The following is a 14427-nucleotide window of genomic DNA, read 5'->3' as shown; positions in this document are numbered from 1 at the left end:
GCCACTAACCTCCGAACGGAAAACCCCTGCTCAGGGAAACCCCTAGGACAGCACGTCCTTGCTCACGAATCTGCCGTACGCGAGTGCGCCGAACACTGCGATGTAGCCCGCCTGCAAGAGCGCATTATCACCGAAGGAATCCCAGCCGATGGGCTGGCGAAGCAGGTCTGCAAAGCCGAACCAGTTGTGCGTGAACAGCCACGGGTGCAGCCACTCCAGCTGGGGCAGTTGGTCGAGCACCTGGGAAACGACCGACAGGACGATCGTTGCGGCCATGGCCCCGACAGGCACGTCGGTCAGCGTGGACAGAAACAGTCCGATGGCCGACAAACCAAGCAGGGACACGGCCTGATAGGCGGCGATCAGCAGCATCCTGACCAGCGCCTCGTCCGGCTCCACGAGGTCGCCCGAGAGCAGCGCCACCGGTCCCACCGGGAAGAGCACCCAGCCGATGCCCGCGCCGGCCAGCGCCACAGCCAGGGGGGCGGAAATACAAAACACAGCGGCCCCGGCATACTTCACCAGCAGCAGGCGCACCCTGCCGGCCGGGGCCACCAGCAGGTACCGCAGCGTGCCCAGTCCGGCTTCCCCGGCAATTGTGTCCCCCGCGACCACGCCGATGGTCAGCGGAAGGAACAGCGGAACGGAAACCAGCATCGCGGTGACGGCCACGAACAGGCCGTTCTGGCTGATCCGGTCCAGGAACGCCGGCCCCCTCCCCGGGGGAACAGCTGAGGAAACGCGGACGACGACGGCGATCACCACCGGGATGGCGGCCAGCGCCAGGAGCATGGCCTGGGTCCTCCGGCGGCGGAACAGCTGCTTCAGCTCCGAGGCAAGCAGCGAACCGCTGGACGGCCTGCGCCTGGTACCCGGCGTCGGGCTGTCCCGCACGGTGAGCCGGTGCACTGCCTGCCCGTGTCCATTCGGTTCCTGCGCCGACGGCTCCTGCGCTTCAGGTTCCTGTGCCGCCGTCCGATCACTGTGCGACATCGAAGCCCTCCCCCGTCAAAGCCACAAAACGGTCTTCCAGGCTGCCACGCTCCACCGTGAACCCGCGCACCCGCGCACCGTCTGCCACGAGGGCAGCGACGATCGCCTCCGGTGCCACGCGTCCGTTGGCGGCTGGGAGCCCCGCGGTGCCGTCAAACCCTGCCCCAATGGGCAGGCTGGAGGTAATGACGGCGTCCGCTCCGTCTGGATGACTCACAACCGGGGATAGACCGAACCGCACCAAAACGCCCGAGGCCGTACCGGCGTCGGGCGTCACGAGGCGGAGCTGGGCGGTGCCTGACTCACGGAGTTCGGCCAGGGGCCCCTGGGCCACTAGCCTTCCGGCGCTCATGATGGCCGCATGGGTGCAGATCTGCTCCACTTCAGCCAGCAGGTGGCTGGAGACGAACACGGTGGCGCCGTCGGCGGCGAGGGACCGGACCAGGTTCCGCACCTCCCGCGTGCCCTGCGGATCCAGCCCGTTGGTCGGTTCGTCCAGCACCAGCAATTCGCGCCTTGCCAGCAGCGCGTTGGCGATTCCCAGCCGTTGCTTCATGCCAAGGGAGTAGGCCCGCACCTTCTTTCGGGCGGCATGGGAAAGCCCCACGCGTTCCAGTGCTTCAGCCACCCGCGCGCGGCGGGTGGACGGTGCGGCGTGGCGGTCTGCTGCATCAAAGCGGTGCAGATTTGCCGCACCTGAGAGGAAGGGATAGAAAGCCGGCCCCTCCACCAGCGCACCGACCCTGGGCAGGACCTCATCCAGCTGCCGCGGCATGTCCATCCCCAGGACCCTGACCTCGCCCGCGGTCGGCGCGGCGAGACCGAGCATCATGCGGATGGTGGTGGTCTTGCCGGATCCGTTGGGCCCGAGAAAGCCGAAGACCAAGCCGCGGGGCACGGCCAGGTCGACGCTGTTGACCGCCAACTGGTGGCCGAACCGCTTGCTCAGCCCTTTTGTCTCGAGCGCAAGGGCGCGGCCAGCGGCTGTCACCTCGCGGCAGCGGCGGCCTGGAGCCGCTCCAGGGGCACGGAACCAACGAACGTCCGGCCGTCGTCGGTCAGCAGGACATTAACCAGTGATGTGGAGATGGCCCGCCCGCCCTGGACGGTCACGGTCGCCTGGCGAAGCAGGGGATCATTGAGCAGCCTGTCGACTGATTGCTTTCCGGACTCGCCGGACTCGGAGGGCGCGGAAGCGGATGGGGCCGGAATGCCGACGATCCGTTCCCACCCGGAGCCGGTGACGGTGGGGGCGTGCCCGCGCAGGTCCTTATTGTCTGTGTTCCTGCCGGCCGGGTTCTTGTCAGCCAGATCCTTGCCGGTTCGGTTCTTGTCGACTTGGCCCTTCATGCCGTTGGGCTTTGCCGGCACCGCAAGTTCCTTCACCGAGGCACCCGGCGGCGGCGAGAAGTTGAACAAAGCCGCATCGGGAGCCCCAAGCGTCAGGTTGGAGAAAGCGGTCCGGAATGCAGGCTCCTGTTGCCCGCGTGCCCGCACTTCCACGCTCAGCGGCAGGCCGTTCTCACCATCCACGGCCACGGCCACGGATCCCACCAGGGTCATTGCCGACCGCGGCGTGAGGACCAGGTTGTATGCCGCCCTGCCCGCCACCTCGGTGTCTTCGGCTACCGCCACGTCGGTGCTGCCGTCCAGCTTCTCAAGCATCTTCGCGGCCAGTTCCTCCGGGGTTGTCACGCCTGCCGGCACGTCATGGCTGCGGGATTCCTTCGACGCAGCGGCGGGAAGCGTGACATGCGTGGCCGTGTTGTCCTTGGAGTTGTACAGCCACAGCTCATTGCCCTGCCGGACGGCGTCGCGTTCGGCCATCCGGTCCATCACCTGGATGCGGGCCTTGGTTGGCCCGTCAACGTAGACGCGGGCGCTGTGCGGCCCGGTTAGCAGCTCGGCTAGGGAACCCGTCCCTGCACCCGGGGTGGGCCCTACCTGGGGGACATCGGGCAGGCCGAGTTCGGACGACTGCTCCACCGTGCCGGAGAAGGACTTGGTCTGGTGCTGTCCGATCATCGCCAGCACCTGGGCAGGCGTCTTCTCTGGCAACGGGTCCCGGGCGCTTGCCGGCAAGGACCCTGCCAGGACTCCGGCAGCTATAACAGCAGGTACGGCCACGGCAGGCGTCCACCGCAGCCAGATGGCAGTCATGTCAACTCCGCTCCGACGTCGCAGCTCATACCCTCAGGGTACGCCTCGGCATCCCTCGTGGCAGCCCCCGGCCGGTTTGTCCGCTTTGCCTGTACCGGCTGGTGGGCCAGACTGGGTGGGACGCCGTTTTCCAGTTTCCAGGAGCCTCCGCTTATGCGCCTTCCCGGTGCCACGTCCAATCCGGCCGACGAACTGACAGGCATTGTGGGCTTCGCCGCCCAAGCGATCGATTCGCTCGGGGAATGGGGTGTGGGACTCTTTACCTTCCTCGAGACGGTGTTTCCGCCGATTCCAAGCGAAGTGATTCTTCCGCTGGCCGGGTTCCTGACCCGGCAGGGGTCCCTCAACCTGGTCCTGGTCTTCGTAACCAGCACGCTGGGGGCCTATTTGGGCGCCCTTGCGCTGTATCTCCTGGGCGCGAAGGTGGGGCTGGAGCGTTCGATCCGCTGGCTGTCCAAGCTGCCGCTGGTGGACCGGGAGGACTTCGAGCGCGCGGACGTCTGGTTCCGCCGCCACGGCAGGTCGGCGATTTTCTTTGGCCGGCTGCTGCCCGGCGTGCGGAGCCTCATTTCGTTGCCGGCGGGCGCTGAGAGGATGCACCTGGGCACCTTCAGCATTTTCACCATTGCCGGCAGCGGCATCTGGAACGGCGCGCTGATCGGCTTCGGCGTACTGCTGGGCCGGCAGTACACGGCGGTGGAGCAGTACTCCCGCTACCTCAACTACGCCGTCTATGCCGCCCTGGCCCTCTTCGTGGTCTGGCTCGTGGTCCGGCACATCCGACGCGGGAAGCCGGCACAGGACCGGCAGTAGCCCCGACCCCAAGGCAGCGCATCAGTAGCCCCGAACTCCAAGAGCCGCCGCCCTCAGGCGCCGGGCACCACGGTGCCCGCACCGCCGTCGACCGTCACTTCCTGGCCAGTCCTGAGCAGCGAGGTGGCGTCAGCGACGCCCACTACGGCGGGGATGCCGTACTCGCGGGCCACCACGGCGCCGTGGGAGTTGGGGCCGCCCATCTCCATCACCAGGCCGCCTGCCGTGAGGAACAGCGGGGTCCAGCCCGGATCGGTGGACGGCGCCACAAGGACTTCCCCCGGTTCCAGGTGGGCGCCCACGGGCTCGAGAATGACACGTGCGGGCGCCGTCACCATCCCCGCCGACGCCGGGCTCCCGGACAGCGCCCCGGCGGCGGTTCCGACGCCGGTAAGCAGCGTTTCGGGTTCCGTACCGTCCGAGAGCAGCATCCGCGGGATATGGCGCCGCTCCAGTTCCAGGTAATAGGCCCCCTGCCGCTGTGCCACGAGATCCTGCATGTCCGCACCATCCAGCGCCCGGTGGGCTTCGGCGAAGTCCAGGAAGAAGATGTCCTCCGCCCGGGCGAGCCGTTTCTGTTCCGCCAGAACGGCGCCGACTTCGGCCAGCTGCTTCCGGACCTCCGCCAGCGCCAGGACGATCTGGAACTTGGGAAGTTCGCGCAGCCCGGCGAAGAGCCGCGCCCGCCGGAGCGCCGCCCGGACGGCCACGGCGCGGAGGCGCCCCCTCGAACGGGCCTCGGCCACCAGCCGCTCAATCTGTGCATCCGATTCGGCTGCTGCCTGGCTGAACTGGCGGTCAGGGGCCCGTTCCGGGTCCTCCAGCCGGAGGTAGTTGGCCAGGACGCCAAGAATATGGGTGGGGTCGTCCCGCCAGCGGGGCATGCCGACGTCGATCTCGGCGACAGCCCGGTGCCCGTACCGCCCCAGGAACCCTGCCACGCCGGTCTGGGCCGCAGCCGGCAATCCGCCCGCGGCGAAGCGCTTCGCCAGCACCTCAGGCGGATGAGCGGTGAACACGGCCACTGATTCCGCGTCGGACTTGATCGCCGCGGCGACGTGCCACAGCTCGAGGTCCATCTCGGTGGTCACATTGTTGGGCAGGCCGCGGAGCACAGGCTGCAGGTCTGTGTTTCTGCTTCCCCCGCCGCCGTCCCGGGCACCGCCCACGCCGGCACCAAAGAGTTTGCCGGCACCAAGAAGTTTCCCGGCGAGGCCGAGCATGGCGAAGCCCAGGCCGGCCAGCGGGAGCACGGCCGGAAGATTCGGAAAGAGCCGCGACAGGATCCCCTCGGCGTGGTCAAGCCGCGCACGGGGGGAAGCACCCTGGGGCAGTTCCAGCGTCGCGTTGAACTCCGTGGTGAAGCGGTTCAGGCGTTTGAGGGCCGCCTCGGGACGGACCAGCGCCCGGATCGCTGCTTCCGGCACGCGGGCCCGGGCAGCTATGGGGACCACGTGCCGGAGGAGGTCCCAGGGCGCGCGGCGGGTGATGGACAGGCGCGGGTCGTCGAACACGCTGCGCAGGACTTTTGCGGAGCGTGCCTCCATGACGTCAAAGACCTTGGGAATGATCCGGCGGCCCACGGTGCTCCGGGCGGCTGCGGTCAGGTCGATAAAGATGCGCTGTCCGGCTTCGACGTACGGCGGCGGCCCGCTGCGGGGATCCGGAACGTCGAAGCCTGCCGCGGCAGCAACTGATGAGCCGATCCGCCGGAGGGCGGCAAGTCCCATCGGGGTCAGCGGCCGGGTAAGGCCCTGGGCGAGGCTGAAGCACAGGTAGACACGCAGGTCCTCCCCCGGGCCGGGCGGTTCCTGCTCTTTCTCCGGGAGGGTGACCTTCTCCGGCAGCGGGTAAAGCGTGGTGATGGGCCGGGACTGGGTCAGCCAAACCTTTCCGTCGCCGTCGAGCGCCCACTCGGTGTCCTGCGGGGCGCCGTAGTGGGCCTCCGCCTTGCTGCCCAGCGCCGTGAGTTCCCGGATCTGCGCGTCGGTCAGGCACGGCTGGTTCTGCGCGCCCGGGCCGCCTGCCGTCTGCTCCACGAATTCGGTGCCTCCCGCAGGCAGCGGCCGGACAGCCGTCCGTTTGTCCCCGAGCCGGCGCTGCAGGATGGAACCGGTTGCGGTGTCCACCACGAAATGGTCCGGATTGACCGCGCCCGACACGACTGCCTCGCCAAGCCCGGGGCTGGCGTCGATCACAGCTTCCCGGCGCCTGCCGGTGACCGGGTTCGCAGTGAACATCACGCCGGCCGCCTCGGCATCCACCATCTGTTGGACGACGACGGCGAGGGCCACCGTTGCGGGATCAATGTTCCGGCTGGCGCGGTAGGCCACTGCCCGGTCCGTCCACAGCGAGGCCCAGCACTTCCGGACGGCGTCCAGCAGCGCCACGGCATCTATGACGTTCAGGTACGTGTCCTGCTGGCCGGCAAAGCTGGCGAAGGGAAGGTCCTCGGCCGTGGCCGAGGACCTCACCGCCACCGGAACGCCGTCCAGCGCCCTGTAAGCCGTGAGTATCTCCCCGGCGATCGCCGTCGGCAGTTCTGCCGAGGTAATCAGGCTGCGGGCCCTGCCGGCCAGGCCCGCGAGGGCTTCGAGGTCATTGGCCGGTGTGTCCTGGAGGGCGCTGTGCACCTCTGCGAGCCCCAGCGGCTCTACGGCCTGGACGTAGGCCTCCGTGGTCAGGCAAAAGCCGTCCGGCACCGGGAGGCCGGCGGTGAGCAACTCGCCGAGGTTGGCGGCCTTGCCGCCAACCTGCGGCAGCATGGAGGCGCTGAGGTCCCCGAGGCCGAGCACCAGGCCGGTCATGCGCTACGAGGCGCCGAGCATGGGTCCGAAGCTGGCGCGGTCTGCGAGCCGGGGGTCCTCCCGGTCCGGCACCACCATCACGGGGCTCTTGGCATGGTGGAGGACGCCGTCCGACGTCGATCCCAAAAGCATGCCGGTGAAGCCGCCGCGGCCGCGGGTGCCCACGACTATCAGCTCAACATGCCGGCTGGCCTCCACTAGCACATCCACGGGCGACCCATCCAGCAGCCGGGTCTCAATGGCCAGCCGCGGGAAATGGCTCTGCAGCCAGGCCACCCCGGCTTTCAGCTGGACCTGGATGTCGGCGAACAGCGCTTCCCGGTCCAGCGGGGCCGGAACCCAAGCAAGGGATCCGCTGTATTGCGGCACGGCGCAGATCACGCGCAGCGGCGCACCCAGGCGTTCGGCCTGCTCCGCAGCTTCCAGGACCGCGACGCGGGCCTGCTCGGACCCGTCCACTCCCACCACGACAGCCTTTTCTACGGGGCCATGGCCGGCCTTGGCCTGTTCCGCCCGGATGTGCTTGTCCTGGGTAGTCTCGCCCAAGCGGTCGGAGCAGATCAGCGGAACCGTCACAGTGGGGCATTTGGCGTGGGCGGGAAGCGCGCTGCTCACGGAGCCGAGGAGCCGCCCTACAAAACCACCCCGGCCGCGCGTACCGAAGACCAGCAGCTCGGCGGTTTCGGACAGGTCGAGCAGTACGCCCGAAGCGTCGCCGTTCTCGACCGAGGCGCTGACGTTGATGTTGTAGCCGGCCACCTTGTCCACTGCATGCTGCAGTATGGCCTCCGCGCCCTCGCGGATCACCGAGTCGTCCACGGTGGCATAGCCACCGTCGAGTCCGGAGGCGGCAAAAATGGGGACCGAGTACGCGGTGACAATATGGAGCGGACTGCGGCGGCGTTCGGCTTCACGGGCAGCCCACACGAGGGCGCACTGGCCGTGGTCCGAACCATCGACGCCGACCACGATTCCTTCGGGTCTCGCATGCCGGGCACCGCCATCCCGTGCCGGGTCGGGATGCAACTCGTGTGCGTCCATTCGGTCCGCCTCCTCGCGATACTGCCTGATGATGCGGCTATTCTGCCAGAAGCAGACTGTCGAGCCGGCACCGGCAGGCCGTCCGGTTCCCGGTTACGTACAGCCTGCGCTTAAGTCCAACTATTCTCGGTCCGCGATCTCTTAGCAAGCGGGCCCTGGGCCGCTTTCCGGGGCCTTTCGGAAGGCTGTTTCCTGCTCCTTCCGGGTGCCCTTTCGGCACTGCCCGGGGTGCGCTGGCAACTCCATGCAAAGCCCGGCAAACCAATGTTTCGGGCGGGGTATCCACCAAGCAGAAAATTCTGTAATGTCGAGGCACCATCGGTCCGGATTGTGCCCCACCGCACATCCGGGCATGGCTTGTGTCTGCTTGCTGGGGCAGTGGACGGTGCACGGGCAATGATGCCCTGCGCTTCGAATTCTCGAGGAGGAAGTTGTAGTGTCACGCATGCCTGGTCTCAGCGGCACAGAGCGGACCACCACTGTGGTCATCGGTACCGGACTTCCCGGTTTGGCAATCGCCACGGAACTCCGGCGCCGGGGCGTTGATTCAATCATCGTCAGCAGGCTGGAATCCCCGAGCGGCGGCCAGCCGTTCCAGAAAACTGCGCCGCAGCGGTGCGACGATGCCGAGGCCGCGTCGCTCCAGGAGCGGAACGAAATCCTCCGGCACCTGCGCAACTACGCGTCAAGTCACCAGCTGGACATCCGCAGCGACACGTCTGCCGTGTTGCTCGACAAGATCGGTCCGGGGGCGGAAGCCTCCCTACACCGCTGGGCCGTGCATACCCCGGACGGCGTGCTGCTGGCCGACCACATCGTGCTCACCCGCTGTGCCCACAGCCAGCTGCGGCGCATGCTCACGGACCTCGGCATCTCCATTGGAGCCAACCTCGTCGCGGCCATGCGCGCCATCGGCATCTACCTGGTGGGAGTCGGCGAGCTCATCACGCCCACGCCCAAGGAAGTCCTGCGCCAGGCCAAGGTGGTGGGCCAGGCCATCTCGGCGAAGGTCTACCCGGACAGCGTGCCCTCGGTCCTGACCGGAAGTTTCCCGGCACTGCCCGCCGGCGCACTCTGACGGTCTCCGGAGGCCACGGCTGCCTGAAGCGGTCGCTAGTTCCCGTCGCCGTCGGCTTCGTCACTGATGCCGAGCCGCCGGCGGGCCAGCACACCCAGGGTGATGAGCAGGCCGAGGGCCACGGCTGCGAACACCACGATGCTCCACGGGAAAGGTTCCGAGGAATCCGGGGCTGTCCCCGTTGCCTGGGTTGCCCCCGGCTGCGGCGTGCCAACAGTCGGAACCGGCACCGCCGTTGCCCCCGACGCAGCCGCCGTGGCAGTAAAGGAAAACGTCCCCTCGATCGGATGGGAGTCCGAGCTCACCACCCGCCACACGACCGAATACTTCCCGGCAGGTGCGCCTTCCCGCAACGGCTGCGAGGCGACGTTGTCCACGATCTCCACCTTGCCGTCGGCCCAGTCTGTTCCGGCCGCATCAGTCACCTTGACCTGCGAGCCGAGCCCCAGCGGGGTGTTGTTGAAGGTTATCGAGACCTTGGCGGGAGCTGTTGTCACCGTGGCGCCGTCGGCCGGGCTGCTGGATTCAGCGGCGTCGTGCGCGGAAGCGGGTCCCGCCGTAAGGAGCAGGGCGACGAGCGCGAGCGCGCCAAGGAGGGCGGACAGCAACTGGCGGGTGAAACGCATGGGCGGACTACTCCTAGTGTTGACTTCCTTACAGACTAGGCGAATTTGCTGGGTAGGCACCCGGCAACCTACTAGGATTCAAGTACCCCCACACTCTCCCCGGAGGACTAATGCTCAAGCAGGGCTCTGCACTGGACCGGTACTTCAAGATTTCCGAACGGGGGTCCAACTTCTCCCGTGAGATCCGGGGCGGTTTCGCCACCTTCTTTGCCATGAGCTACATCGTGGTGCTGAACCCCCTGATCCTGTCCGTTGCGGACTCCTCCGGCGCCACGCTCGGTTTCCAGGCGGTTGCTGCCGTCACCGCCTTTGTTGCCGGCATCCTGACCATCCTCATGGGCGCGTGGGCCAAGCACCCGTTTGCCATGGCCACGGGCCTGGGCGTTAACGCCTTCGTGGCCGTGACGGTGGCCACCAATCCGGGGCTGACCTGGCCGGACATGATGGGACTCGTGGTCCTCTCCGGCGTCACCATGATGATCCTGGTCCTGACCGGATTCCGGACCGCCGTGTTCCGGGCCGTTCCGGACGGGCTCAAGACCGCAATCGTGGTGGGCATCGGCCTGTTCATCGCCCTCATCGGTCTCGTCAACGCCGGCTTCGTACGGCGCGTTCCGGACGCGGCCGGGACCACGGTTCCGGTGGGTCTGGGCTTTGACGGCAAGCTGCTGGGCTGGCCAACCCTGGTGTTCGTCTTCGGCCTGATCCTGACCATCGCCCTGCTGGTGCGCAACGTCAAGGGTGCCATCCTGATCGGCATCGTCGCCTCCACCATCCTGGCGGTCATCCTCGAGTTCACTCTCCACATCGGCCCCAGCTTCGACGGCAAGAACTTCAACCCGCAGGGCTGGTCCTTGGTTGCCCCCAAGTTCACCGAATGGGCCGCTCCCGATCTCTCCCTGATCGGCAAGGCCAACCCGATCGGCGCCTTCGGCCATCTGGGCGTTGTGGCCGCAGCGCTGCTCGCCTTCGTGATCCTGCTCAGCATCTTCTTCGACGCGATGGGCACCATGGTTGGCCTGGCCAACGAGGCCGGCACCGTGGACAAGGACGGCAACATCCCCAACGTTGACCGCGTCCTGCAGGTGGATGCCCTCGGCGCCATCGTCGGCGGCGGTGCGTCCGTCTCCTCCAACCAGATCTACGTCGAGTCCGGTGCGGGCATCGGTGAAGGTGCGCGGACCGGCCTGGCCTCGATCGTGACCGGCCTGCTGTTCCTGGTGGCCATGTTCTTCACCCCGCTGATCAACCTGGTGCCGTTCGAGGCCGTGGCCCCCGCCCTGGTGGTGGTCGGCTTCATGATGGTGGCCCAGATCAGCAAGATCCACTGGCAGGACTGGGGCATCGCCCTGCCCGCCTTCCTCACGTTCACGCTGATGCCGTTCACCTACTCGATCGCCAACGGCCTGGGCGCCGGATTCATCTCCTACGTCCTCATCCGCACCTTCCAGGGCCGTGCCCGCGAAGTGCACCCGCTGATGTGGGCCGTCGCGGCCGCCTTCGTCCTGTTCTTCGCCATCGGCACGATCGAGCAGTCGCTGGGCATGTAGTAGCGGACAGTCCTGGCGGGTCTGTCCTTTCCGGTATTTCAGACATCACGACGGCGGCGGCGCTGGCTTTGGCGGTGTCCGTGCTGTGAGCTTGAAGCATGGACTTTCCCGCGCTCTCCGTTGACGTTCAACCCCGCCCCTGGACGGGCCGCTACGACGGCGACGGCGAAGCCCACCGCCGGTGGTGGCAGGCCGTATCGCCTGCCACCGATAACACTGCCCTGAGCAGCTCCACGCAGCGCTCCGCCGTGATCCTTGGCTTCTGCAGTGATGAGGGCGTGCGCCGGAACAAGGGCAGGACCGGAGCTGCGGCCGCCCCGGCGGCCATCCGCAGTGCGCTGGGCCCGCTCGCCCACCACTCGGAGCGGCCAGTCGCCGACGCCGGCGACGTGACGGTCCGCGACGGCGAACTGGAGGCCGGCCAGGCCCGCGCGGGCCTCGCCGTTGCTGCACTGCTCGACGGCGGCCACCTCACCTTGCTGCTGGGCGGCGGCCACGAAACCGCGTACGCGAGCTACCTCGGCGTGGCAGGGTCCCGGGCGGTCCGCGACGGCCAGCGGCTGGGCGTGCTTAACCTCGATGCCCACTTCGACCTCAGGGATGAGGCCGCCCCCAGCTCGGGGACTCCGTTCCTTCAGATGGCCCGCGCGGAAGCGGCCGCGGGGCGCGAACTGAAGTACGCCGTCGTCGGAATTTCCGAACCCAACAACACACGGGCGCTGTTCAGCACCGCCAAAGAGCTGGGGGTGAAGTATCTGCTGGATGAGGACTGCACCGCCGGGGCCGCGGAGGCCTTTGTGGCGGATTTCCTCAGCGGGATCGACGTCCTGTACCTGACCATAGACCTTGACGTGCTGCCGGCAGCGGTGGCTCCCGGAGTCAGCGCCCCGGCCGCATACGGCGTTCCGCTGCCGGTGATCAGTGCCGTCTGCCGCCAGGTGGTGGCGAGCGGCAAGCTGCTGCACGCTGACGTCGCCGAGCTGAACCCTGCCTTCGACATCGACAACCGGACGGCCCGGGTAGCCGCCCGGCTGGTCAGCATCCTGCTGGGCTAAGCAGCCCCTTATCCGCCCGGCTAATCCTTGGGCTTGGGCGACGGCTTGGGGTTTGCCCGGGCTGGTGCCTTGGGCTTGGCCGCGGGCTTGCTGACGATCGACTCCGGCGGCTTGGGGAAGGCGGCCGCAGGATAGAGCCGCGCCACCTGGAGCATGTAGTTCGCCCACTGCGGGCCTGCGATCATGTAGCCGTCAATGCGGTCGTAGTGCTTGCCGTTGACGGTGAGATTCCGGCCAGGTCGCTGCTGGCCCTCCAGGGCGTCCCCAAAGAATGAGGCCGTGGCGAGGCCGGTGGTGTAGCCCAGTACCCAGGTGGCGCTGTTGCTGTTGTTGGTGCCCGTTTTGGCCGCCACGGGCACACTCTTCTGCACCTTGGGGTTGATGTAAATGCCGGAGCCCTTGTTGAGCATGTCCTGAAGCGCCTTGTTCACGCCCCGGACCACGTTCTTGTCCACGGTGTCGCTGCATTTCTGGGCCTCCGCCGGAAGCTTCTTACCCGCCATGTCCGCCACCCCGGCCAAGGCCACCGGCACGCAGTACCGGCCGTCGGCGGCGAAGGTGGCAAAGGCGTTGGCCATGGTCAAGGGCGCCACCCCGGTGCCGCCGAGGAGGTTGCCCAGCTGGTGCATGTTCACCGGCGTTCCGTCCAGCCCGCTGCGGAGCCCGACGGCGTTGACCATGTTCTGGATCCCGCAGAAGTCCAGCTGTGCAGCTTCGGCGAAGGTGGCCGTGTTAATGGAGTTGTAGAGCCCGTAGTCGGCCGGCATCTTCCGGTAGTAGCCCTCCGAGGCGTTCTGCAGGTCGTCAGCCGTTTCGAGTCCTGCCCTGCGCTGCTTCGTGCTGTAGCCGCCCGCCACCTTGCCGCAGGAGGACCTCCAGCGGAAGCCCAGCGGGTACTCGCGTTTCGAGGCGTCCAGTACCGTGGTCATGGTCTTGCCCTGGTGCAGCCACTCGGCGAAGGTGAAGGGCTTCATGGTGGAGCCCGGCTGGAACCCGCCGGCGCCGTTGAGATCGTTTCCGATCGCGTCCTTGGCGTCCACGTTGAAGTTCAGCTGGGTGTCGAACTTCCCGGGCTGGGGCAGGTACACCGTGTTCTGGGCCATCGCCAGGACCTTGCCAGTGCCCGGCTGCACGGTGACCAGCGAGGCGCCCCATCTGTCCGGATTGGCGCCCGCAGTGGCGTTCACCTGCGCCTGCGCCTTGGCCTGCAGCCGGCTGTCCAGGGTGGTGGTGATGGTCAGCCCGCCGCGGAAGAGCCGCTTTTCGCGGGCATCGGTGTCCGCGCCGTAGGCCGGGTTGCTGAGGAAGAGGCGGGTCACGTAGTCACAGAAGTACGGGGCCATGGTGGCCGCGGCGCAGCCCTGCCGCGAAGGCCTCACCTTCAAACCGACGCCGGAGGCCACCGCGGCGTCATGCTCCTTCTTGGAGACCATCTTCTGCTTGAGCATTTCGCCGAGGACCTGGTTGCGGCGTGCCAGCGAGTTTTTGGGGTTGGTGACAGGATCGTAAAAGCTGGGGCTGTTGACCAGGCCCGCGAGCAGCGCCGACTGGGGCAGGGTCAGCTTGCTGGCCGGAACGCTGAAGAAATACTGGGACGCCGCCTCGATGCCGTAGGCGCTGCGGTTGAAGAAGACGATGTTGAGGTAGCCCTCGAGGATCTGGTCCTTGGTGAACTTCTTTTCCAGTGCCATCGCGAGCCGCATCTCGCGCAGCTTGTCCCCCATGGTCTTCTGCCCGCTGAGGACCACCTGGTCCTCACGGCCCTCGGAAATCAGGGACTCGTTCACAATGTTCGTGACGTACTGCTGGGTGAGGGTGGAGGCACCCTGCCGGTCGCCGCGGGTCAGGTTGCTGGTCAGTGCGCGCAGGATGCCCTGCGTGTCGACGCCGCTGTGTTCATAAAAGCGGCTGTCCTCGATGGCGACGACGGCCTTCCGGATGAACGGGGACATCTGCTTCAGGGGCACGCGGACGCGGTTCTCGGAATAGAACGTGGCGATCAGTTTGCCGTCCGCCGTCAGCATGCGGGTGGTCTGCGACGGTGCGGGCACCGCGAGCTCGGTGGGCAGGCTGTTGAAGTAGGAAATGGACCTGCTGACCGAGGTGCCGGCGATGGCGGCCCCGGGCACCAGGAAGCTGGCCGCAAGGACCCCGCAGAGGCAGCTGACAAACACGAACCCCAGCAACTTTGCCAGGCCAAGAGCCATACGGGATATCAACCTTTTGCCTGCCATGATCCAAGCTCACCACACCACCGGAGTGAACACAGAATCTTCACGGTCCGGGATCGTGATTCGTTCCCCG

At 67.4% G+C, this 14427-nt stretch carries 11 protein-coding genes; 4 read left to right on the top strand and 7 right to left on the bottom strand.

What is annotated here, in order from left to right:
- Positions 1-42: 42 nt before the first annotated feature.
- From CXZ05_RS12610 to CXZ05_RS12600, 3 genes are all read right to left on the bottom strand, one after another.
- Positions 43-909, bottom strand: coding sequence for an ABC transporter permease (locus tag CXZ05_RS12610; RefSeq protein WP_258006571.1), 867 nt, complete (start codon positions 907-909; stop codon positions 43-45).
- 70 nt (positions 910-979) lie between these two features.
- The gene (locus tag CXZ05_RS12605; protein WP_102972936.1) at positions 980-1984 is read right to left on the bottom strand and encodes an ABC transporter ATP-binding protein; all 1005 of its coding nucleotides are present in this window, start codon (positions 1982-1984) and stop codon (positions 980-982) included.
- A complete protein-coding gene (locus tag CXZ05_RS12600) occupies positions 1981-3153 on the bottom strand; it encodes a DUF2092 domain-containing protein (RefSeq protein ID WP_102972935.1) in 1173 nt (390 codons plus the stop codon). Before CXZ05_RS12600 ends, CXZ05_RS12605 begins: the two co-directional genes overlap by 4 nt.
- A gap of 153 nt (positions 3154-3306) precedes the next feature.
- Here CXZ05_RS12600 and CXZ05_RS12595 point away from each other — a divergent pair, with 153 nt between their 5' ends.
- Positions 3307-3966, top strand: coding sequence for a DedA family protein (locus CXZ05_RS12595; RefSeq protein WP_102972934.1), 660 nt, complete (start codon positions 3307-3309; stop codon positions 3964-3966).
- Positions 3967-4019: 53 nt separating this feature from the next.
- Here CXZ05_RS12595 and CXZ05_RS12590 read toward each other — a convergent pair whose 3' ends face one another.
- Positions 4020-6773, bottom strand: coding sequence for a PEP/pyruvate-binding domain-containing protein (locus CXZ05_RS12590; RefSeq protein WP_102972933.1), 2754 nt, complete (start codon positions 6771-6773; stop codon positions 4020-4022).
- 3 nt (positions 6774-6776) lie between these two features.
- Positions 6777-7814 carry a universal stress protein gene (locus CXZ05_RS12585; RefSeq protein WP_102972932.1) on the bottom strand — a complete coding sequence of 346 codons (1038 nt, stop codon included), beginning with the start codon at positions 7812-7814 and terminating at the stop codon, positions 6777-6779.
- Between the two features lie 445 nt (positions 7815-8259).
- Between CXZ05_RS12585 and CXZ05_RS12580 the strand changes: the two genes are divergently transcribed.
- Positions 8260-8892 (top strand): FAD-dependent monooxygenase, encoded by a 633-nt coding sequence (locus CXZ05_RS12580; RefSeq protein ID WP_180987379.1) that lies wholly within the window; start codon positions 8260-8262, stop codon positions 8890-8892.
- Positions 8893-8927: 35 nt separating this feature from the next.
- Here CXZ05_RS12580 and CXZ05_RS12575 read toward each other — a convergent pair whose 3' ends face one another.
- Positions 8928-9518, bottom strand: coding sequence for a copper resistance CopC family protein (locus CXZ05_RS12575; RefSeq protein WP_102972930.1), 591 nt, complete (start codon positions 9516-9518; stop codon positions 8928-8930).
- Positions 9519-9628: 110 nt separating this feature from the next.
- Between CXZ05_RS12575 and CXZ05_RS12570 the strand changes: the two genes are divergently transcribed.
- A complete protein-coding gene (locus CXZ05_RS12570) occupies positions 9629-11068 on the top strand; it encodes an NCS2 family permease (protein WP_102972929.1) in 1440 nt (479 codons plus the stop codon).
- Positions 11069-11166: 98 nt separating this feature from the next.
- On the top strand, positions 11167-12123 hold the full coding sequence (gene hutG / locus CXZ05_RS12565) for a formimidoylglutamase (RefSeq protein WP_102972928.1): 957 nt from the start codon (positions 11167-11169) through the stop codon (positions 12121-12123).
- A 20-nt stretch (positions 12124-12143) separates the two neighbouring features.
- Here the strand turns inward: hutG and CXZ05_RS12560 are convergent, their stop codons facing one another.
- Positions 12144-14330, bottom strand: a complete 2187-nt coding sequence (locus CXZ05_RS12560) for a transglycosylase domain-containing protein (RefSeq protein WP_102972927.1) — start codon at positions 14328-14330, stop codon at positions 12144-12146.
- Between the last annotated feature and the right edge of the window lie 97 nt (positions 14331-14427).

The sequence above is a fragment of the Arthrobacter sp. AFG20 genome, from assembly GCF_002892795.1.
Taxonomy (GTDB): domain Bacteria; phylum Actinomycetota; class Actinomycetes; order Actinomycetales; family Micrococcaceae; genus Arthrobacter.
This window is presented reverse-complemented; position numbering and strand designations above follow the sequence as displayed.

Coding starts and splice junctions, on each gene's coding strand:
- CXZ05_RS12600 (WP_102972935.1), bottom strand. CDS start 3,153: ATGACTGCCATCTGGCTGCGGTGGACGCCTGCCGTGGCCGTACCTGCT.
- CXZ05_RS12585 (WP_102972932.1), bottom strand. CDS start 7,814: ATGGACGCACACGAGTTGCATCCCGACCCGGCACGGGATGGCGGTGCC.
- CXZ05_RS12590 (WP_102972933.1), bottom strand. CDS start 6,773: ATGACCGGCCTGGTGCTCGGCCTCGGGGACCTCAGCGCCTCCATGCTG.
- CXZ05_RS12575 (WP_102972930.1), bottom strand. CDS start 9,518: ATGCGTTTCACCCGCCAGTTGCTGTCCGCCCTCCTTGGCGCGCTCGCG.
- hutG (WP_102972928.1), top strand. CDS start 11,167: ATGGACTTTCCCGCGCTCTCCGTTGACGTTCAACCCCGCCCCTGGACG.
- CXZ05_RS12580 (WP_180987379.1), top strand. CDS start 8,260: ATGCCTGGTCTCAGCGGCACAGAGCGGACCACCACTGTGGTCATCGGT.
- CXZ05_RS12570 (WP_102972929.1), top strand. CDS start 9,629: ATGCTCAAGCAGGGCTCTGCACTGGACCGGTACTTCAAGATTTCCGAA.
- CXZ05_RS12560 (WP_102972927.1), bottom strand. CDS start 14,330: ATGGCTCTTGGCCTGGCAAAGTTGCTGGGGTTCGTGTTTGTCAGCTGC.
- CXZ05_RS12595 (WP_102972934.1), top strand. CDS start 3,307: ATGCGCCTTCCCGGTGCCACGTCCAATCCGGCCGACGAACTGACAGGC.